Source organism: Sphingobacterium haloxyli (assembly GCF_002980525.1).
Taxonomy (GTDB): Bacteria; Bacteroidota; Bacteroidia; order Sphingobacteriales; family Sphingobacteriaceae; genus Sphingobacterium; species Sphingobacterium haloxyli.
In genome coordinates, this window is sequence record NZ_PVBQ01000016.1 from 1 (window position 1) to 20512 (window position 20512).

Annotated in this window: 19 protein-coding genes; 5 read left to right on the forward strand and 14 right to left on the reverse strand. The window is 41.3% G+C overall.

Translation table 11 applies throughout. From position 1 onward, the window contains the following. Nucleotides 1-153: 153 nt before the first annotated feature. A complete protein-coding gene (locus C5745_RS16315) occupies nucleotides 154-690 on the reverse strand; it encodes a plastocyanin/azurin family copper-binding protein (RefSeq protein ID WP_105718084.1) in 537 nt (178 codons plus the stop codon). 94 nt (nucleotides 691-784) lie between these two features. On the opposite strand from C5745_RS16315, the gene floA reads away from it, so the two are divergent. The 3 genes from floA to C5745_RS16330 all read left to right on the forward strand — a co-directional run bounded on the left by floA (nucleotide 785) and on the right by C5745_RS16330 (nucleotide 3149). After that, complete coding sequence (floA, locus tag C5745_RS16320; RefSeq protein WP_105718085.1) at nucleotides 785-1768, forward strand: flotillin-like protein FloA; 984 nt, start codon at nucleotides 785-787, stop codon at nucleotides 1766-1768. Nucleotides 1769-2048: 280 nt separating this feature from the next. Then, complete coding sequence (locus C5745_RS16325) at nucleotides 2049-2567, forward strand: KdsC family phosphatase (RefSeq protein ID WP_105718086.1); 519 nt, start codon at nucleotides 2049-2051, stop codon at nucleotides 2565-2567. Beyond that, nucleotides 2568-3149, forward strand: coding sequence for a Maf family protein (locus tag C5745_RS16330; RefSeq protein WP_105718087.1), 582 nt, complete (start codon nucleotides 2568-2570; stop codon nucleotides 3147-3149). 27 nt (nucleotides 3150-3176) lie between these two features. Here C5745_RS16330 and C5745_RS16335 read toward each other — a convergent pair whose 3' ends face one another. The 11 genes from C5745_RS16335 to C5745_RS16385 all read right to left on the reverse strand — a co-directional run bounded on the left by C5745_RS16335 (nucleotide 3177) and on the right by C5745_RS16385 (nucleotide 14138). Then, the gene (locus C5745_RS16335; protein ID WP_105718088.1) at nucleotides 3177-5753 is read right to left on the reverse strand and encodes a TonB-dependent receptor domain-containing protein; all 2577 of its coding nucleotides are present in this window, start codon (nucleotides 5751-5753) and stop codon (nucleotides 3177-3179) included. Nucleotides 5754-5950: 197 nt separating this feature from the next. Further along, complete coding sequence (locus C5745_RS16340) at nucleotides 5951-6289, reverse strand: hypothetical protein (RefSeq protein WP_133166363.1); 339 nt, start codon at nucleotides 6287-6289, stop codon at nucleotides 5951-5953. 221 nt (nucleotides 6290-6510) lie between these two features. Further along, on the reverse strand, nucleotides 6511-7284 hold the full coding sequence (gene trpA, locus C5745_RS16345; protein WP_105718090.1) for a tryptophan synthase subunit alpha: 774 nt from the start codon (nucleotides 7282-7284) through the stop codon (nucleotides 6511-6513). A 5-nt stretch (nucleotides 7285-7289) separates the two neighbouring features. After that, the gene (gene trpB, locus C5745_RS16350) at nucleotides 7290-8474 is read right to left on the reverse strand and encodes a tryptophan synthase subunit beta (protein ID WP_105718091.1); all 1185 of its coding nucleotides are present in this window, start codon (nucleotides 8472-8474) and stop codon (nucleotides 7290-7292) included. Continuing rightward, entirely contained in the window at nucleotides 8467-9057 is a 591-nt protein-coding gene (locus tag C5745_RS16355) for a phosphoribosylanthranilate isomerase (RefSeq protein ID WP_243403378.1), read from the reverse strand. Before C5745_RS16355 ends, trpB begins: the two co-directional genes overlap by 8 nt. A 31-nt stretch (nucleotides 9058-9088) precedes the next feature. Next, a complete protein-coding gene (trpD, locus tag C5745_RS16360) occupies nucleotides 9089-10078 on the reverse strand; it encodes an anthranilate phosphoribosyltransferase (RefSeq protein ID WP_105718093.1) in 990 nt (329 codons plus the stop codon). Between the two features lie 243 nt (nucleotides 10079-10321). Next, entirely contained in the window at nucleotides 10322-10780 is a 459-nt protein-coding gene (locus tag C5745_RS16365; RefSeq protein ID WP_105718094.1) for a hypothetical protein, read from the reverse strand. Between the two features lie 61 nt (nucleotides 10781-10841). Continuing rightward, nucleotides 10842-11063, reverse strand: coding sequence for a DUF2795 domain-containing protein (locus tag C5745_RS16370; RefSeq protein WP_017258669.1), 222 nt, complete (start codon nucleotides 11061-11063; stop codon nucleotides 10842-10844). 123 nt (nucleotides 11064-11186) lie between these two features. Then, nucleotides 11187-11945, reverse strand: a complete 759-nt coding sequence (locus C5745_RS16375; RefSeq protein ID WP_105718095.1) for an ABC transporter ATP-binding protein — start codon at nucleotides 11943-11945, stop codon at nucleotides 11187-11189. Between the two features lie 32 nt (nucleotides 11946-11977). Continuing rightward, on the reverse strand, nucleotides 11978-12568 hold the full coding sequence (locus tag C5745_RS16380) for a lysophospholipid acyltransferase family protein (RefSeq protein ID WP_165793114.1): 591 nt from the start codon (nucleotides 12566-12568) through the stop codon (nucleotides 11978-11980). 199 nt (nucleotides 12569-12767) lie between these two features. Beyond that, nucleotides 12768-14138 (reverse strand): dipeptidase, encoded by a 1371-nt coding sequence (locus tag C5745_RS16385; protein WP_105718097.1) that lies wholly within the window; start codon nucleotides 14136-14138, stop codon nucleotides 12768-12770. 224 nt (nucleotides 14139-14362) lie between these two features. Here C5745_RS16385 and C5745_RS16390 point away from each other — a divergent pair, with 224 nt between their 5' ends. Together C5745_RS16390 and C5745_RS16395 are read left to right on the forward strand one after the other, a co-directional pair. Beyond that, nucleotides 14363-17128, forward strand: a complete 2766-nt coding sequence (locus tag C5745_RS16390) for an outer membrane beta-barrel protein (RefSeq protein ID WP_105718098.1) — start codon at nucleotides 14363-14365, stop codon at nucleotides 17126-17128. Next, nucleotides 17128-17919: a GLPGLI family protein gene (locus C5745_RS16395; RefSeq protein ID WP_105718099.1), complete on the forward strand. Its 792-nt coding sequence runs from the start codon at nucleotides 17128-17130 to the stop codon at nucleotides 17917-17919. The genes C5745_RS16390 and C5745_RS16395 overlap by 1 nt, the downstream gene beginning before the upstream one ends. Before the next feature lie 76 nt (nucleotides 17920-17995). On the opposite strand, the gene C5745_RS16400 is transcribed toward C5745_RS16395, so the two are convergent. Both C5745_RS16400 and C5745_RS16405 read right to left on the reverse strand, forming a co-directional pair. After that, on the reverse strand, nucleotides 17996-18175 hold the full coding sequence (locus tag C5745_RS16400) for a histone H1 (protein ID WP_105718100.1): 180 nt from the start codon (nucleotides 18173-18175) through the stop codon (nucleotides 17996-17998). A gap of 134 nt (nucleotides 18176-18309) precedes the next feature. Next, entirely contained in the window at nucleotides 18310-20448 is a 2139-nt protein-coding gene (locus tag C5745_RS16405; protein ID WP_105718101.1) for a S46 family peptidase, read from the reverse strand. Nucleotides 20449-20512 lie beyond the last annotated feature (64 nt).

Genomic DNA, 20512 nt, shown 5'->3' on the forward strand with positions numbered 1-20512 from the left:
AGGGATCAGAACGCTGATATACAACAGGATAGATGAATAAAATATCAACAAAAAATAGAAATAATGTGGAGAATAGTAGAAAATAAAAAAAGGCTGCTCAAAAATTACTTTTGAGACAGCCTCTTTTTTTTCAAGCTGTTTATGAATATCTTATTATTCGGCAACGATTTTACCCTGCATTACACCGAAATGCCCTGGAAAACTACATATGAATGTGTATACGCCCTTTTCTAATGTAAACGTAATTTTGTCCTCTTCACCTGGTCCTAGTAGTTTCGTGTGCGCCACGACAGAGCTTAACGATGTTTTAGGAATATAGTCATTGTCAGCAGCAGCAACAGCCTCTGAGCCAAATGTCGCTACGTCCACTCCTGAAGCCAATACCACGAAATTATGCCCCATCGATTCCTTAGGCAATTCACCTACATTTTTTAGCGTCAATTCAACTTCTTCGCCAGCTTTCACGCGTAACAGCTCTTTATCAAACTTCATTTGGTCGTTACCTTCGACGACAATTTTATTTGATAATTCTACGTTTTCGATACCGGGAACGGTTTCTGTTGCGGCACCGTCCGAGCTGGTTGTAGCCGTTTCTTCTGTTGTAGCTGAATTGTTTTTATTTTCAGAACCGCCACATGCCGCGAACGACAATGCGATAGCAATCGCTGGAAAAACAAATAATTTTCTCATTTTATGTAAATTAAAATAGTTTAACGTATGCTCTTTGAACAAAAATAGAAAATAAAATGATATCTTTAAGAAGTTACTTAAAAATGAATATCTTATGGGTTCTGAAATTAGTTTAATTTTAATAGTGGTAGGGGGAGTTATAGCCTTTTTCCTGCTACTGTATCTATTGCCGGTAAACCTTTGGTTCACGGCTCAACTTTCCAATGTGAGAATCAGTCTTTTGAATCTGGTGTTGATGCGCTTACGGAGAGTACCGCCGGCGTTGGTGTCGAATGCAATGATTATATCGTCAAAAGCGGGGCTCCGTATCTCTAGCAATGAAATCGAAACGCATTATCTTGCCGGAGGCAATGTAAATAAAGTGATCAAAGCACTCATCTCTGCGGATAAAGCAAATATTCCGCTCGATTTTAAATTGGCAACTGCGATTGATCTTGCAGGGCGGGATGTTTTTGACGCGGTCCAGCTGTCCGTGAATCCGAATGTTATCAACACACCGCCGGTAGCGGCAGTGGCTAAAGATGGTATACAGTTGATTGCGAAGGCAAGAGTAACGGTGCGCGCCAATATTAACCAGCTGGTCGGTGGTGCGGGCGAAGAAACGATCCTTGCCCGTGTGGGAGAAGGTATTGTCTCGACGATAGGTTCGGCATTGAATCATAAGGAGGTACTGGAAAGCCCGGACCGGATATCTAAAACGGTCTTATCCAAAGGTCTCGATTCGGGAACCGCGTTTGAGATTCTTTCCATTGATATCGCCGATATTAATATTGGGGAAAACGTTGGTGCGAAATTACAAACAGATCAGGCAGAAGCCGATTTGAAAGTGGCAAATGCAAGGGCGGAGGAACGTCGTGCTATGGCTGTTGCTACCGAACAGGAAATGCGTGCTAAAGCCCAGGAGGCAAGAGCGAAAGTAATAGAAGCAGAGTCGCAAGTGCCATTAGCTATGGCGGAAGCTTTTCGTAGTGGCAATCTGGGTATAATGGATTACTATAAAATGCAGAATATACAGGCTGATACAGATATGCGCTCGTCTATTTCCAAACCTACATCGGGTGACAAAGGAAAATCGTAGACGAAAGGATAACATTAACGTTGTTCATAAAACAAAACCCTGGCGATGGGCGCCAGGGTTTGCTACTAACCAATTATAAACCTAAATTATGAAAAGACAATTTTTATGCTGTAATCATTTATAGCGCTCTTGCTTATTGATTACGATACAAAAGTACGTCGAAAATTGATATTTGTCAAGCGTATTCCAAGGTTAGTTGTGTTTGCAATCAATATGTGACAAATTTTTGATGATATGGCGTATTTAAATAAGATTTTGACTTTTATCGATTAGTTACTTTATGATTTTACAACGTTTTGTTCACATCAAGGTTCTTTTTTTGGATATTGATGGCGTGCTTACAGACGGCTCAGTACTTGTTACCGAGCAAGGTGAGCAACTGAGACGGTTCTCCGTTAAAGATGGCTATGCTATTCAATTGGCAATAAAACACGGGCTTCGGATCGCCGTGATCAGTGGAGGGAAGTCGCAGGGTGTGATACACCGTCTTCGTGGTCTTGGCGTAGAAGACGTTTTTCTCGGTGTAGTAGATAAATTGACATTAATGCAAGAAATTATTCGGCGTTACGATGTCGCATTATCGGAAGTAGGTTTTATGGGAGACGATATGCCGGATCTGGAATGCTTGAAACTAGTAGGACTGGCGATGTGTCCGCAAGACGCGGTGGAGGAGATAAAAGCTGTAGCACATTATGTCTCTCCAAAGCTTGGTGGCGGAGGTTGCGTTCGAGACGTAATTGAAAAAATCTTAAAATTGCAAAATAAATGGTATGACGACGATAATATAAAAAGTATTTAGATGTTAATCCAGAAGTTCAAAGATATACCTATAGTTTTAGGTTCGCAATCACCCCGCCGGAAAGAACTCCTGCAAAAGATGGGTTTTGATTTTCAGGTTATTGTCAAGGAGACAGATGAGCATTTTGATGCACGGCAATCTCCTCACGAAATAGTAGAGTATATTGCTGTTCATAAAATGCGAGGTTTTGACAGTACTACATTTTACGACACATTGGTTATTACGGCAGATACGGTGGTCGTACACAAAGACAAAATCTTGGGGAAACCTCGTGAGAAAAAAGAAGCATTTCAGATGTTGAGTAGATTACAAGGAGACCGCCACGAAGTGTTTACCGCCGTAGCATTGCAATACCATGGCCGTGTAAAAAGCTTTGTAGAGACTACCGCTGTCGAATTCTATCCCTTATCCGAAGAAGAAATCGACTATTATATTAAAAACTATAACCCTTTTGATAAGGCTGGCTCATATGGTATTCAAGAATGGATTGGATATACGGGAATAAAAACTATTACCGGTTCATATGACAATGTGGTGGGATTACCGACGGCACGGCTATATCAAGAGCTGAAAAAATTATAGGGGCAAAAAAGTTGCCCCTATGGTATATTATTTAATAGTATATCGTACCCCCGTGTAAAACATTCGACCTGTTATCGGACCCCATAACAAGTTCGTGTCGAAATGGCTGCCAAATGGCTCTTCAAATGCTAGAATCGGATTATTTTGATAAAAGTTTGTTAAATTTTCTCCACCAAGATATATGGTAAAGTTTTTTTCTGCCCCGAAGCTTTTGCTAATTTGCGCATTCATAGTTACGTAGGCGTCGGAATAAGCTCCCAATTGATATTCAATCGGATTATCGACAGTAGACGGCAGACGTTTTTTGCCAACCATGTTTAGCGTGTAGTCAAAACTCCATCCACTGTGTAAATTGTAAGCCATGTTGACGAATCCTCTATGCTTAGCTGTCAATGGTTTTTGTAGACGCCCGTTTCTATAATCTGTTTGCACATCTAATAATCTATATGCCATCTTTGTTTCGAAGTGTTGTGCTGGCATAAACCTAAATTCAGCTTGTAAACTATTGGAGTAGGACTTGCCGTCCAAATTGTAGAATGATACTGTTCTCGGGTTCTCCCAATCTATCACCACCTGATTAGTGAAATTGTTATGGAAAAGCTCGAGGGATACACCTGATTCTCTGCCGAATAATCGGAAGTCCTGATCAAAAGTAAAGCCGGTATTCCAAGATACTTCGGGTTCTAGTCCGTAGGCAGTACCGTCACTGGTGCCGAGATTTTCGTAGTCTATTGCGCGGCTGGATGCAAATATGCCCAGGTTTTCTGCAAAAACGTTAGCTGTACGTTGTCCTCTTCCGGAGCTTAAGCGTAACGTAGTTGTACTAGTGGGCGCGTAACGAAGTACTGCTCTTGGTGTTGTAAACCAGCCGTAAATACTATTGTAATCTTGGCGGAGACCCAGGACGGCATCGAACTTCTCCGTAGGAGCATAAGTATATTCTAGAAATGCCCCCGAGACGGTTTCTGTCCGATGAAAATCGTGTTGTAAGATATTTTCATTGTATTTGTCGTATGATACTGAGAGTCCAGCCCTGTATTTATGTTGCACGTTACCTATAACATCTTGGTATAGTAGGTTCGCATACCCGCTATTTTGTTTATTGTCATAGGTCGTTAAGCCGAAAAAACTATTCTGACGGAAATGTGATCCGGCGAGTTGCAAGCCGATACTGCGTAGTTTGTTGCTTGGAAAGACGTAACCAATCTTAGCAAAACCTTCTATGCGGTCAATATCGAATCCCAACCCATACCGATCGGTCGTCAGCTTATCGCTATTTTTGTTAAAATCGATTTCGCCTCCTGTACGATCGTCGCTCAAATACTTAATGCCAAACTGCGCGATTAGGCCCTTGCCGTCTTCGTAATGCCATCTGTTTACACCCGAAAACGTATTACCTACCGGCATGTCTCTAAAACCATTGTTACTAAAATTCATGTTCTTGTTGTACATGAAATTGTCGTGTAACAAAAGGCCGACAGACCATTTGTCGTTTAGTCTTTGTGCAAGGTTTAAATTGACATCCGTACGCCCCATATTGTTAGCATATGCATTAAAATAAAGTCGGTCTGTATCGTGTGGTTTTTTTAATTCCACATTAATCTGCCCCGACATGCTTTCGAAGCCATTCGCCACCGACCCCATACCTTTACTGATGTGTATAGCTTCTATCCATGGCCCGGCCATACTATTTAAACCCAATGGTGCAGCAAATCCCCGCGGACCCGGAAGATTCTCGACTGTTAGCTGCGTGTAAATACCGCTTAAGCCTAATAATTGTACTTGCTTAGCGCCCGTTATGGCGTCACTTGCGACTACGTCCACCGATGCATTGGTTTCAAAACTCTCACTGAGATCGCAACAAGCTGCTTTGAATAGTTCCCTTGCCGTTATTGTTTCTACACGGTTGGCATTCATTTTATCCACATAAGCTGTACGTTGTCTTCTGGAAACGACTACTTCGCCTAAGACATTGTCCTTCGCATGGATGACCAATATCTCGTGCAGATTCTTTACTTCGACGGTGTCGGGCTGCATCCCCGCGTAGGTAATTACCAGATGTCTGTAGCCTTTCTCATGTTTGATGTCAAAAACGCCTTCTACGTTGCTTTGTTTTTGCGTCGCCTTATTTTCAAGCCAATGCACGTTGACACCCGCGATAGGTGCGAGATCGCCCCGGTTATTTTCCTGGACCACCACGCCCCGAACAACGTGTTCATGGTCATGGTTCTGATGGTCGTCATTATATTCGTTATGGCTTTTTTCCTCTCCAAGACGATCATATAAACAACATTCGTGAAGCGCTTCATACACTTCTTGTTTTGCGCGTACTTCATCGGTGTCATGTCCCGCGTCAGCAATCGACTGCTTAATATCATTGGAGGACGTAACGTTCGAATTGAAGTTTACTGTTGCCATGCCGTCTTGGACATTCCAGGAGGCATTAGAAACACCTGTTATTTTCGCTGCTTTCTCAATCCGTTGTTTACACATGGCGCAATTTCCTGCCACTTCAAAAGTGATGGTGCTATCTTGCTGGGCAAAACTGATTGTATATATATTGATAAAAAATAAGGTGATAAGTCCTTTATATATTCGCTTCATTGTTATTCGTCATTTGATTGTTTGTTAAAACGTTAATATGCAAATACGCTGATTTGCGGCTGCGATAGAGGGAATTTCTAAAAATTCGTAGATTAAGGCTTTTGAAAACAATAAAACCTGGATTTACTTGCGTAAATGAGGATTTTAGTTTTTTTTCAAGTAACGCGCAGATGTGGATTTTTAGAAGTCCCGAAAAATCAAATTCGGAAATTACAGTGGAGAAGATAAGTCGGTGTAGACCGTTTTGCCACTGAGAACTGACTAGGTCCGGTGCTTGCTTTTTGTGTGTCAAAATGCGACTGAAAAACCACTATCCAAATAATAGAAAGCGTCGCTGGTGATAATGTCAAGAAACTAAAAGCAGCAGGTGCACTTTCAACCTTTTCTTGACCTTTTTTTAGATCAATTTTGATGTCTTTACAACAGTCATCACCCTTCGTATTACAGGCATGGGATGAAGAAGCTTCTTTTTCATGTCCATGATCCACGCAAATAGGACAGCTTTGATGATGTTCGTCAGCGTTATCCTGTAGCATAATTAACGATCCCCCATGGCATTGGTGCATGTAGATAGTCGCTCCCGTACATGTCAACATGTAAAAGAATAAAACTATGCTCGATAAGAATGCTCTCATTATAACAAAGATAGAAAAGATTTTTATCTCTGGAAAATTGTGTTCAAAAACAGATTGATGATATTGCAAATTTAGCCCGTCCTAAGACCGGAGTTAAGGACAGGCCAAACGCTTTATTCGAGCTATTGCGTTTTGATCCCTTTAATAAAAGATTCGATCTTATTCATGTAATCGTCATCCGATAATAGTCGAACAAATGCACTGCCAATAATCGCACCCTTTGCATAAGTGGTTGCTTTTCGAAATGTTTCGCGGTCCGAGATGCCGAAACCGATCACAAGGGGATTCTTCAAGTCCATATTCTTCAAACGTCGAAAATACTGTTCCGCTTGCACTCCGACTTCTAGATTTTTACCTGTGGTGGCATTGGATGATAGAAGATAAATAAAGCTATGAGAGAGATTGTCTATTTTTCGGATCCTTTCTTCGGATGTCTGCGGCGTGACCAAGAAAATGTTGTTAATGCCATATTTTTTAAACGTATCTTGATATAGCTCCTCATATTCATATATGGGCAAATCCGGGATAATGGCACCATTCACGCCCACCGCTTGGCAAGATTTGCAAAAGTTCTCTACGCCGTATTGTAGAACGGTGTTAAAGTATCCCATCAGAAAAACAGGAATAGATACGTGTGATCTTAAGTCCTGCAGTTGTTGAAAAAGACGTTGCAGCGTCATGCCATTCCTTAAGGCGACCTCGGAACTATGTTGAATAACTGGTCCATCGGCTATCGGATCGGAATAGGGAAAACCAATTTCGAGGAAATCTGCACCTGCGCTTTCCAACTTCTTTGCAATAGCAATTGTACTATCTAAATTCGGATAACCAGCCGTATAGTAGATGGATAGTAATCCATTTGATTCGTCGCTTTTAAATATATCTTGTGTGTGCATAGTGTTTAAAATCCAAAATATTTCATATAGTTATCCAAATCCTTATCACCACGGCCCGATAAACAAATCACGACGTTCTCATTACCATGAAACGTCATTTTTTCTAGATAAGCTAAGGCGTGTGAGCTTTCGATCGCGGGTATGATACCTTCCAATTTTGTGAGCAATAACCCAGCTTGCATCGCTTCATCATCTGTAATACTAACATATTTTCCGCGCCCACTTTTATATAACCACGCATGCTGGGGTCCTATGCCCGGATAATCCAATCCGGCGGATATGGAGTAAGGCTCAACAACTTGCCCATCTTCTGTTTGCATCAGGATAGAACGGCTTCCGTGCAACACACCTTCTTTGCCTAAAGCGGTTGTGGCTGCTGACTCACCACTCTTTACCCCGTGTCCGGCAGCTTCTACGGCAATAAGCTGGACTTCTTCATCTTCCAGAAAATGGTAGAACATTCCTGCTGCGTTAGAACCACCGCCTACACAGGCAAGAACGTAATCCGGCGAACTATTACCCGTTTTTTCGGTGAGCTGTTTCTTTGTTTCTTCGGATATAATAGATTGAAAGCGAGCGACTAAGTCGGGATAAGGATGTGGGCCTACAACCGAGCCAATAATATAATGTGTGTCTATAGGATTATTTATCCAATCGCGTAATGCTTCGTTGGTAGCGTCTTTCAGCGTTTTGCTCCCCGATTGTGCAGCAACTACCGTGGCACCCATCATTTTCATGCGTGCGACGTTAGGAGCTTGGCGCTGGATATCGATTTCACCCATATACACTACGCATTCTAATCCCTTTAGGGCGCATACAGTAGCCGTTGCGACACCGTGTTGACCGGCGCCTGTTTCCGCTATGATCCTTTTTTTGCCTAAGCGCTCAGCGAGGAGTATCTGTCCGATCGTATTGTTGATTTTATGCGCTCCGGTATGGTTTAGGTCTTCTCGCTTGAGAAAGATATTCGCACCATAACGTGCTGATAAGCGTTTGGCGAGATATAACGGGGAGGGGCGTCCTACGTAATCCTTCAGCAGTTCCTGGAATTCTTGCAGAAAGCTCTCTTCCTGCATAATGTCCATGTACTTTTGTTGGAGTTCTTCCACATTAGGATATAGCATTTCGGGAATGTAAGCACCCCCGAATGGGCCATAATATCCTTTTTTATTTACGTGATATTTACTCATGTCTGATTATTTTCAATGCTTCTTTTAATTTTTCAAGGTTTTTTAATCCCGGCCTGATCTCAAATCTGGAGTTGATGTCTAAACCAATCAGGCGTTCATCTTTGATGGCTAATGCGTTTGGAATATTTGTAAGGTCGAGTCCGCCACTCAGAAAATAGGGGGTTTCATAAGGATAACTTTCTAATAGTCCCCAGTCAAAAGGGCGGCCTGTTCCACCGTGTTGGGGGCTGCTGGTATCAAACAGGAAATAATCGACAATCCCCACGTAAGGCGCTAAGGCTTCCCAAGATGTATCGGTATCTACCCCAAAAGCCTTGATGATTTCAATATGCTCTTTTTTTAGTTGTTCACAGAACGCAGGTGATTCTTGTCCGTGCAATTGCACAGTTTGCAGCCCCTGTGCGATTTTTTCATTTATACATGCCTTCTCGGCATTTACGAATACGCCTACTTTTTTTATTGAAGTTGGAATGGAAACACTGGGAAGTTCTAGTGTATAGCGAGTGGATTTTTCATAAAAGATAAATCCCATATAGTCGATAGGGAGCAAGGCGAGTGCTTGAATGTTTGTCGGTTCGCGCATACCGCATACTTTTATTTTTAACTCCTTCATATCACGTAGAGATCAACTTTTGAAAACGATATAATGCTTTTTTACCTAATAAGGATGACTCTGCTTCATAATAGCAGTCGCCGAACGTCTTTTCTGGATGTATCGTTTTTATGGCGAAAGCGGCATTGGTCAATACAACGTTATTCTGTTTCTCATCTCCTTCTCCGCTAATTATGCGATGGAATATAGCAGCTGCGTCTTCCACGGTGTTTCCTCCGGCGAGATCGGTCGAAGCTACCGGGGAAAAACCGAGCTCTTCTACGGTGATGTATTTCTCGCCTTGATTATCGATAATTTTAAAATCGCCCGTCAGCGATATTTCATCGTAACCGTCGAGCGCATGGATAATGCTGTACTGTTTGGATGTTTCTTGATATAAATAATGGTATAACCGGGCAAGTTCCAAGCTAAAAACACCCACCGCTTGGAACTTAGGATTTGTAGGATTAGTAAGGGGGCCTAGCATGTTGAAGAATGTTTTGACACCCAATGCACGTCGAATCGGTGCAACTGTTTTCATAGCTGGGTGAAAAAGCGGAGCATGCAAAAAGCAGATATGCGCTTCATCCAACTGGCGCTGAAGCTTATCACGATCATTCGTAAATGAATAGCCTAGATGTTCCATTACATTGGAGGAACCGCAGCCTGAAGAGACCCCTACGTTGCCGTGTTTCGCCACATGATAGCCTGCTCCCGCCACAACGAAGGATGCCAACGTGGAAATATTAAAGGTGTTTTTACCATCACCACCGGTACCACATAAATCAATCAAATCATATCCGGGAAATTCTACCTTTTGACAGAGGTCGTACATGGCATTGCGAAAGCCGCTAAGTTCCTCTACGCGGATACTTCGCATACCGTATGTCGTCATGAACGCCGCTACTTGATGTGAGTCATACTTACCCATCGCGATATTGGTAAGAATACTGTAGGCTTCTTCGGTTGTGAATGTTTTATACTCAAATAAATGAGCTAGTATTTCTTTCATATTATGCAGGACAAAAGTCTATAAAAAAAGGCTTGCCTAATTTAGGCAAGCCCACTATCCTTTGATGTAAAAATTTCAAGCAATAGGTTTTTGCCACAACGTTATCTGTTGTGCCACCACCAAGCTCTATTTACATTACTAAATTTCATTTTTAACACTATCTAATAGCAAATGTCTAATATTTGTTAATCAAATGCAAGGAAAATTGTGAAAAATTATTCAAAAAAGCGTTTACGATCTTCTTTAATAAGTCACAAAATGTGCTTTGTTGCCTTTCGATACGAGCGTAAAAGATGCAATTTTATCCTGTGCGATGTATACAGCGAGCATTTGACGCTTCCGATACCACAAGAAATACATCTTATCGGTGGGTTTTCCTTCTGGATCAATGTCGCGTGTTTCCCGTTTTGGTAAGGACTGAAAAGGAATATACGCTATTTCATCGAGATTCTTTGGTTGGAGATTAATACGTATTTCCTCTATACTAGCCTCCAGATAGTCGTATCCTTCATCTGTGTCTGTTTGCTCCAATAATACATGCCTGCTTAAGATTAGGTCCGGTCGTTGGGTCTCATCCGCTATATCAGCGATGAAATCTTTAATAAGAGCGATATCATGTTGGGCCGTCGTTTCCGTAGATTGTGCTGTAATGAGCTGAACAGAACAGAAAAGAAGAAAAAAAACTGGTAATATTTTTTGCATAAAAAGCGTGCTTTTTAAGTAAGACCGCTTTTCAAAGAGAAGGATTAATACCTTCTCCTTTTTAATACTCGTCTTCGTTAAAGAAGAAATCGTCTTTTGTAGGATAGTCCGGCCAAATCTCTTCAATATTCTCGTAAGGCTCTCCATCATCCTCCAGGGCTTGGAGATTTTCGATGACCTCAACTGGAGCCCCCGAACGAATGCCATAGTCAATTAACTCATCTTTAGTTGCTGGCCATGGCGCGTCTTCCAAATGTGAAGCAAGTTCTAGTGTCCAATACATATATCTACTATTTTAGTGAATCCCTTTTTTTCGCAAAAATAACATTATTATCCACTAAATCAAGTCAAACGATTGTTATTAATTGCGTTTCAATGTAATTGATTGTAATACAGTAAAATAAAATTATATATTTTCAAAATCAGAACCCTTTTTTTTAAGTGCATCAAGCCGAGGGTGTATAGATTTGATGTCTGGATTCGGATAGTCATCCTCAATAAGCCCGTCGCGCATGCGGACAATGCGATGTGCATGTTGTGCAATATCCTCTTCATGGGTTACCAAGATAATCGTGTTGCCTCTTGCATGTATGTCTTCTACGAGTCCCATGATTTCGATGGAGGTTTTGGTGTCCAGGTTCCCTGTGGGTTCGTCAGCCAGAATGATGGAAGGATCATTGATGAGCGCACGTGCTACAGCTACCCGTTGCCGCTGTCCACCGGATAATTCGTTGGGTTTGTGGTCGACGCGATTTCCCAACCCCACATTTTCTAAAGCATGTAGTGCCTTTTCTTCCCGTGCCTTTTTATTATAGCCTGCATAAATCAAGGGAAGAGCCACATTTTCCAACGCTGAATTTTTAGGTAAGAGATTGAAGGTCTGAAAGACAAAGCCGATTTCTTTGTTACGGACCTCCGCCAACTCGTCCTCACTCATCTCAGAAACGTTAATGTTATTCAATATATACTGTCCTTTAGTCGGTGTATCCAGACAGCCTAAAATATTCATCAACGTGGATTTACCAGAACCCGATGGCCCCATTAGCGCTACAAATTCACCCTTTTTTATATTGAGCGATACCGATTTGAGGGCATGTATTCTTTCTGCTCCGATGACGTATTCTCTTCCAATATCTTCTATTTGAATTAAATAATGTTCTTCCATGCGTTTCGCGTTAAGTGGGCTTAAGATACAATTTATTTGTTATAGATTTTCCATGCTTCCCGCATTTTGTGGTATACCTCGGCCTCCAAGGAGCTGAACGCCTCACTACCTTCCGCGTTGGGCGCAATAGGAGCTAGCACGCTCACATGGATGACGCCAGGTTTTGTGCCGTAGGTTTTTCCGTCATCCCATAATATTTGCCAAGCATCCTGAATGACAATGGGAAGAATGGAGGTCTGATTTTCACTGGCCATTCGGAAAGCACCGGATTTGAAGTGGTGCAAGTCCGGAGGATAATTATCGTCAATTTTTCCCTCTGGGAAAATAGCCAATGACTTACCCTCCCGAAGAAGTTCAAGAGCCCTCTTATAAGCTTTAAAGGCCGATATTTTACTGTCCCGCTTGAGGGGAATATCAATGGTCTGGAAGAATATACGAGTGATTGGATTATTTAAGAGTTCTATTTTTCCCATAAAGGAAAAAGGATATTTACACAGGTAGTTTAAAATAGTGATATCGAGAAAAGAAGTGTGATTGGCACATAAGACATAGTTTTTGGACCAGTCAATAGGCGTTTCGTATTTTACCTGGACACGTATACCGACGGCATAGATTCCCGCCAAACTTATCCATCTCCGAAAGAATACAAGTTTTCGATAATGTTTTTTAGGATTTCGGGCGTAAAAATATAGAAATGGATAGCCCAAACAAAAGAAAAATAGGACCGCAGCAAAATAGGCGTAAAGATGGATCTTTCTTAAGAATCGGACCATATTTAAAAGGTAGAGACGCTGTATATGGCGTCTCTACAATTATAAGCTATTATTTGTTTAATTCAGCATAATATTTGAAGAATAATGGAATGGTTTCGATGCCCTTCAGATAGTTTTCTATGCCATATTTTTCGTTTGGCGAGTGCAAATTATCACTATCCAAGCCAAAACCTAATAACACTGTTTTTACATTGAGCTCTTTTTCAAATAATGCGACAATTGGAATGGAACCACCACCACGGGTTGGAATGGGTTTTTTATTGAAAGATTCTTCCAATGCCATTTCCGCCGCTCGGTACGCTATGCTGTCTGTCGGGGTGACCACCGGCTCGCCACCATGATGCGGTTTTACCTTCACGTTTACATAAGCCGGTGCGATAGCTTCAAAATGTTTTTTGAACAGGTCGGTGATCTTTTCGGAATTTTGATTAGGAACCAATCGCATGGATATTTTAGCATAAGCTTTCGAAGGTAATACGGTTTTTGCACCTTCGCCGATATAGCCGCCCCATATACCGTTTACCTCCAGCGTAGGACGGATTCCGGCGCGCTCGATGGTCGTATAACCCTTTTCTCCCCACACCTCGTCAATACCTAAATCTGTTTTGTATTCCTCGATATCGAAAGGTGCTTTGTTCAATGCGTCTCTTTCTTCTTTGCTTAATTCTACCACATCGTCATAAAACCCGGGAATAGCAATGTGATTGTTGTCGTCGTGCAATGAAGCTATTAGCTTAGCGAGAACCGTTGCGGGATTCGCTACCGCTCCCCCGTATACACCGGAATGCAGATCGCGGCTAGGGCCCGTTACTTCTACTTCTACGTAGGAAAGTCCGCGTAATCCGGTTTCGATTGACGGCTGTTCAAGGCTGATCATCGAGGTGTCAGAAATGACAATAACATCGTTCTTTAAACGGTCTTTGTTGGCTTTAACGAAGTCGCCTAAATGCGCGGAACCTACTTCCTCTTCGCCTTCGATCATAAATTTAATGTTACAGGTCAAAGCGTTATTTTTCATCATGTATTCAAATGCCTTGACATGCATATAGAACTGCCCCTTATCATCTGCAGCCCCTCTGGCGTAGATTTTCCCATTCCGGACAGTCGGTTCAAAGGGAGGTGTATCCCACAATTCCAATGGATCGGCTGGTTGTACGTCATAGTGGCCGTATACCAAAACCGTCGGAAGAGAAGGATCTACTATTTTCTCTCCGTACACGATGGGGTTCCCGGCGGTAGGACAAACTTCCACTTTATCAGCGCCTGCTTGTTTCAACTTATCGGCCACGAAGCTCGCCGTTTTTACGATGTCTTCTTTGTATTTGGGATCGGCACTTATGGATGGGAAACGTAATAATGCGAATAATTCTTCTAAAAATCTATCCTTATTGGATTGGACATATTCTTTTATTGTTTGCATAATTTTGTGTTTTTACAAAGGTACCAATTATAATTTTCATTAAAATAAATTGTTTTATCTCCTTTTGTTTATGGTAATTTATGCAGGTTTTATTTTTTTTATCGCTGAAGAGGTATCTTAAAGATGTTAAGAAAATGCTAAATTTTTAGAATAAAGAAAAATTGTCATATAATTATGATATTTTCGTAGATGTGTTAAACTTTTGAATTTTAGCTACCAATTTAATGAAAAGATTATCCATATCGCTTTTTGTATTCTTGCTTCTGGCTTGTGCCACGCATTTACGAGCACAGACCAACATTAGGGGTAAGGTACTGGATGAAAGTGACCAAACCTCGCTTGGCAATGCTACCATTATGTTATTGCAGGCAAAAGACTCTATCCTTGTGGATCACACAAGAGCCGGTGATAATGGCGTATTTGAATTACACAAGCCAGATACTATTCCGTATTTGCTAATTATCAGCTATCCAAAATACGGCGATTATTTTAAACATATTGATGAAGATGCTGACGTGAATTTAGGGGATGTGAAATTGACGAGTGTGAGCCATCTAATTGAAGAGGTTATCGTAACCGGTAGGATCCCCGTTGTTATAAAAGGAGATACGACGGAATATGACGCTTCGAGTTTTGTCGTAGAAAAAAATGCTAAAGTAGAGGATCTACTAAAAGTTCTACCCGGTATTTCGGTGGATGCGGATGGAAAAATAACCGCTCAAGGGAAAACTGTAGAGAAAGTACTGGTGGATGGGGAGGAATTTTTCGGCGATGATCCGACACTCGTGACACGCAACATCCGTTCAGATATGGTAGACAAAGTGCAACTATATGAGAAGAAATCGGAAGAAACTGAACGGACGGGTGTGGACGACGGAGAACGCATACAGACCATCAATGTGAAATTAAAAGAGGATGCGAAAAAAGGGATGTTTGGAAAGGTTGAAGGTGCAGGAGGAACGGATGATTTCTATTTGGGAAAGCTTGCACTTAACAAATTTAACGGTAGCCAAAAAATAGGAGCTTACCTCATGGGGGCAAATGATGGCAATTTAAGCTTGAACTGGCAGGAAGCCGAAAAATTTGGCATGTCAACTATGGAGTCGGGAATGACCGACGATGGAGGAATGTATTTTATTTCATCTGGTGATAGTTTTGATTATTGGGATGGCAAGGGTAGACCGCAAGCACTAAGTACGGGCGTCAGTTTTCTGGACGCGTGGAAAGAGAATAAGCATAAGCTGAACGGGAGTTATAAATATGGTATGATTCAAAATGATGTGGGAGAGAGTTCTATATCTAGAAATAGTTTGCCGGATAATGAGGAGTTGAATACGGTCAGTACATCCAATAGAGAAACCGATGCGCGTAGACACCGTTTTAATACGAAATATGACTGGAAAATAGACTCGTTGACCACGCTTACACTCAATCTATCAGCAAATAAAGGCAGATCAGAATCGAATAGCCATACCACAGCTTCGTCTAGAAACCAGGACGGTGAAGCTATAAACGAGAACGAACGCACGGAAAGCTCCATATCCGATAATACAGATTTTAGCTACCGCGGTTATCTTACTCGACGATTCAAAAAAATCGGACGTTCGGCATCTTTTCGGTTTGGAGGCAATATCAGTGATAATAACGGATCCGGCTTTTTGAACTCGATCCTTAACACGTATGATGAAGATGGAAATGTATTGACTGATCCTATTGACCAGCGAAAAGAAATGAATCGTCAATCGAACAGTATAACCACTTCCTTAACGTATACCGAGCCGATTACCTCCAAATTGAACTCTTCGGTTGGGTATGAATACAATATGTCCAAGGCACATGCTATCAATACCTCTTATAACAATGATGGCAATGGCAATTATACGGATTTTGATGAGGAATTCAGTAGCGATTTTAATTTCAATACGGTAAGAAACGCGGTGAATGTCGCTTTTAATTATAAACTGGAAAAGTTTGAAGTCAATTTTACGAACAATTTTAGGAACGACGATATGTTCCAACAAAATAATTATGAAGACCTCAACGCTAGCCGAGATTTTTTTACGTATAATCCGTCGGCAAGATTGCGTTATAATTTAAGTAGCAATAAAAGGATTGGTTTCCACTATAACCATTCGAATACGCTGCCTTCGCTTTCGCAGATTCAGCCGCTTCGCCAGAACCAGGATCCATTAAATATAGTCGTGGGGAATCAAGATCTGACTCCGGCACGTAACGACCGATATAACATTTATTACAGCAATTATAATATGATGAAGGGCACCAATTTATATGTCGACGTGGAATGGCGACAAACTAAAAACGCAATTCAACAAAATGTGATGATTGAAAACGGCGTGCGGACATTATTTTATGAAAATCTAGATGGATATGTAGCTAATAATGGCCGCATTTGGCTGGGTGGAGGCTTCGACGTCAGTAAGAAAATGCAGTTGAAAGCACGTATTTCAGGGAACGGAAGTTACAATAATTTTTATAATTATATCAATTCACAGCTGAATGAGAACACAAACTATGACTATTCTTTTGGACTGAATCTTTCCAAGAATACAACGAAAAATATTGATTTTAATGTTGGTTTCCACCCGGGATGGCGATTAATGGAAACCTCCTTACAACCTGAATTAAATAGCTCTGGGTTTGTTTATCGCACCAATGTTTGGTACTCATGGAAATTGCCGTGGAAGCTTAGTCTTTACGGAGATATGTCTTATAATTACGAAGCACCGACGAAAGCGCTAAACGAGAAGTTTGAGCTCTTGTTGTTTAGGCCCGGAATATCCAAGAAGTTCTTAAAAGATGAAAGCCTAGTAGTAGACGTCTATGTTAATGATATTTTTAACCAGAATAGGGGATTCAGAAGATTTCAGTCGGGCAGTATGATTTCGCAAAACACCTATAACACAATATCGCGGTATTTTATGCTGAAGGTTAGTTGGGACTTTACATCCATGAAAGGAGGAAAAGAATAATGAGAAACGCAATCTTATTGATGACCATTACCGCAATTGTTCTGATCGCTGGACAGACAACGGCGCAACATGCATATTTCCCTACGGAAGGAACTATAACATACGATAAGACGGTGCATGTTAAGAACCTGTTGAAAAGACATATTTCCACGTTAAAGGATGATAATTTTGGTAAGACGTATTATCAGGAGCTGATGGATAGGGTTTCCGAAACAGCTGTTTTGAAAAAGAAAGTCTCGTTTCGTGGAAGCGAAATGAGTATGGAAAGTGTGGCCGAAACCCATGATCCTATCCTTTCAAATCTTTTGAGGTCAGGCTTGCTGGATTACCAGCAGACGCTCTATCAAGATCTTTCAAAATCTATTTCAAAATCCACCTTTGAAATAGGAGGGTCTCCGGTTCTTATCCAGGACTCACTGCTTCACGTTAAATGGAAGATTACAAATGAATACCGTAATATTGCAGGATATGATTGCCGAAGAGCAAACGGTGTAACCTTGGATTCCGTGTATGTAGTGGCTTTCTATACCGATCAAATTCCGTTGTCTGCCGGACCGGGTACGGTACATGGGCTTCCTGGAATGATTTTGGGATTGGTTGTGCCAGAACAGCATTTCAATATCTACGCTACAGATGTGAAGTTTGGGGCTCCGAATATAAAAACTGTTACTGGTCGGAAAAGGGATCAGCCCATGACAAGAAAAGAAGCACACGGTCGGTTGAAAGACATTTTAGGACGCTGGATGACTGACCAACAATTTAACTTGTTATTAGCAGCGATGTTTCTTTAGAGAAGCGAAAATGTCCTCGAAAAAAAATCCCGATTGTGTATACCAATCGGGATTCTATAAACGAAAAGCCAAAAGACTATTTTCCTGCGTTTTTCTTCTCCGTAACTTCGTTACGGATTTCCTGCGCTAAGGTTTTGATTTCTTGTAAACCTTTACGTACACGTGTCCCTGCAGCAGAATTACCATTGTTGAAGAACTTATCTGCATCCCCTTCGATAGATGCTACCAATTCTTTTAGTTTGTTGTAGTTTTCCATTTTTTTTAAAATAATTTAGTTTCTATGAATATTATATTTAAGCTGATTAAAAATACAAGCTAAATATACAAAAACAACGCTGTAAAGTGCAATTTTTGTATTAAAAATCAAAAAATAAATTTCGTTTGACGGTATTATTCTACAATTTTTAGCTCGTCGATGATATTTTGTGCTCCCGCAAATTTATCGATGATGAACAACACATAACGGATATCGACCGATATAGTGCGTTGTAGCACAGGGTCAAAAATAACATCTCCCGCCATGGCTTCTATGTTGCCATCGAAGGCCAAGCCGATTAGCTCGCCATTGCCATTTAACACTGGAGACCCGGAGTTTCCACCCGTAATATCCTGATCACTTAAGAAATTTACCGGCATATAACCGTCTTTATCGGCATAGCGTCCATAGTCTTTCGCTTCATACAGGTCTATCAGGCGCTGTGGTAAATCAAATTCCTCATCACCCGGTTGGTACTTTGCGATCGTACCTTTTAAGGTCGTATAGTTATTAATTTTCGCATCGTTGCGGGAATCCTTAGGTAAAGCTCGGATGGTTCCGTAAGTCAACCGCAATGTGGAGTTCGCATCCGGATAGTACTTTTTCTTCGGATTAGCCTCTAATGTCCCAGCTATGTATTTACGATAAGCCGACTGGAATTTATCCTCTAGTGCTTCTATTTCTGGCGTTCTTTCGCGGTATTTGTCCATCAAAGAAACGGAAATCAGGTATAGCGGATCTTTTTCTATTGCATCTTCTGATGGGTTGATCAAGAACGATTTTAATTTGTCAACTGAAGCAAAAACACTTTGGTCGAAAGCTGTTTGGATATCGGTTTTGAAATTACCGTTATTTTTAGATGCAAGTTCTTGAATATATGGGGCGATATTACCTGCTTTTGCGGCATAGAGATTTAGTTCGTCAGACAATACATCTATTTCCAGTGGGAGATAGAGGTTCTCAAACGTTTCTGCAATCCCGCTTTCCAGACGTGGGAGCATATCTGCACGGCCTTTTTCATTAGCAGCGGCATACGCTTTTAAAGCATTCCCCAAGCTGTACGGGAGCGGAGCGAATGTCGAAGAACGAAGCATGCCGATCAAGTAGTTGTCGTGCCTTGCTTTCTCGTTGGTCGCGGCATAATATGCATTGATGTCGGCGAGTACGGTACTGTATTTCTCTCGGTTCGCTTTTTTCTTCGCCCATTTTTGGAATTTTCTTTCTTGCTTACGTTTGGTTTCTGCCGTACGATGTTTGGTCAACGCGTCAATCATTCCTTGGCGGTTTTTCCAATAATTCGCAACACCTGAATAGGTCGAAGCATAATTTAGTTTTACCGCTTGATCATTGTCCATGTGCTTCTTCATAGCGTCCATCCCTACTTTGGAGGCCTCTACCCACGCGGGGTATGCATACTCCACATTTTGATCAATCCCGGCAGCAGGCATCCAACGGTTTGTACGTCCAGGATAGCCTAAAATCATCGAGAAATCACCTTCTTGGACGCCCCCGATACTGATAGGTAAGAAGTGCTTCGGTACTAATGGCACATTGTCTTCCGAATAGGCTGCGGGGTTACCGTCTTTATCTGCGTACACGCGGAAGATAGAAAAATCGCCCGTATGTCTTGGCCACTCCCAATTGTCTGTGTCTCCACCGAATTTACCAATGCTATTGGGAGGTGTTCCCACTAAACGTACATCCGTGTAATCTTGGTAAACGAAGTAATAGTATTCGTTTCCGTTGTAAAACGATTTTACGGAGACGACATACTTACCGTTTTCGCTATTTTCCTGTTCAATTTTAGCAATCTCTTGGTTAACGATTTTTTCCCGTTCTTTTTCGTTCATATTATCATTTACCAAGCTCAATATCCGTTTGGTAACATCATCCATGCGTACAAAGAAGCGAACGTAAAGTGATTTTGGTTTCAATTCTTCATCCAGCGATTTCGCCCAAAATCCATTTGTTAAATAATCATTCTCCGGAGTGGAGAGTTCGGCGATGGCTCCATAACCACAGTGGTGATTTGTGAACACTAGCCCTTTTCCCGAAACGATTTCTGCTGTACAACCTCCGTTAAACTGTACAATGGCATCTTTAAGGGAGGAATTATTGATACTGTAGATTTCTTCAGCGGTCAATTTCAGCCCTTTTTTCTGCATATCCGCCTCATTCAGGCGTTTTAAATGCATTAAAAACCACATCCCCTCATCGGCGAAAGTGGTCATACTCACTGTAATAAGGAGTATACAAATCCAAATTTTTTTCATATTCAACCAATTTTTGATATGCAAATTTGATTTAATTCCTTATTAAATCAAAATAATAGTGCTT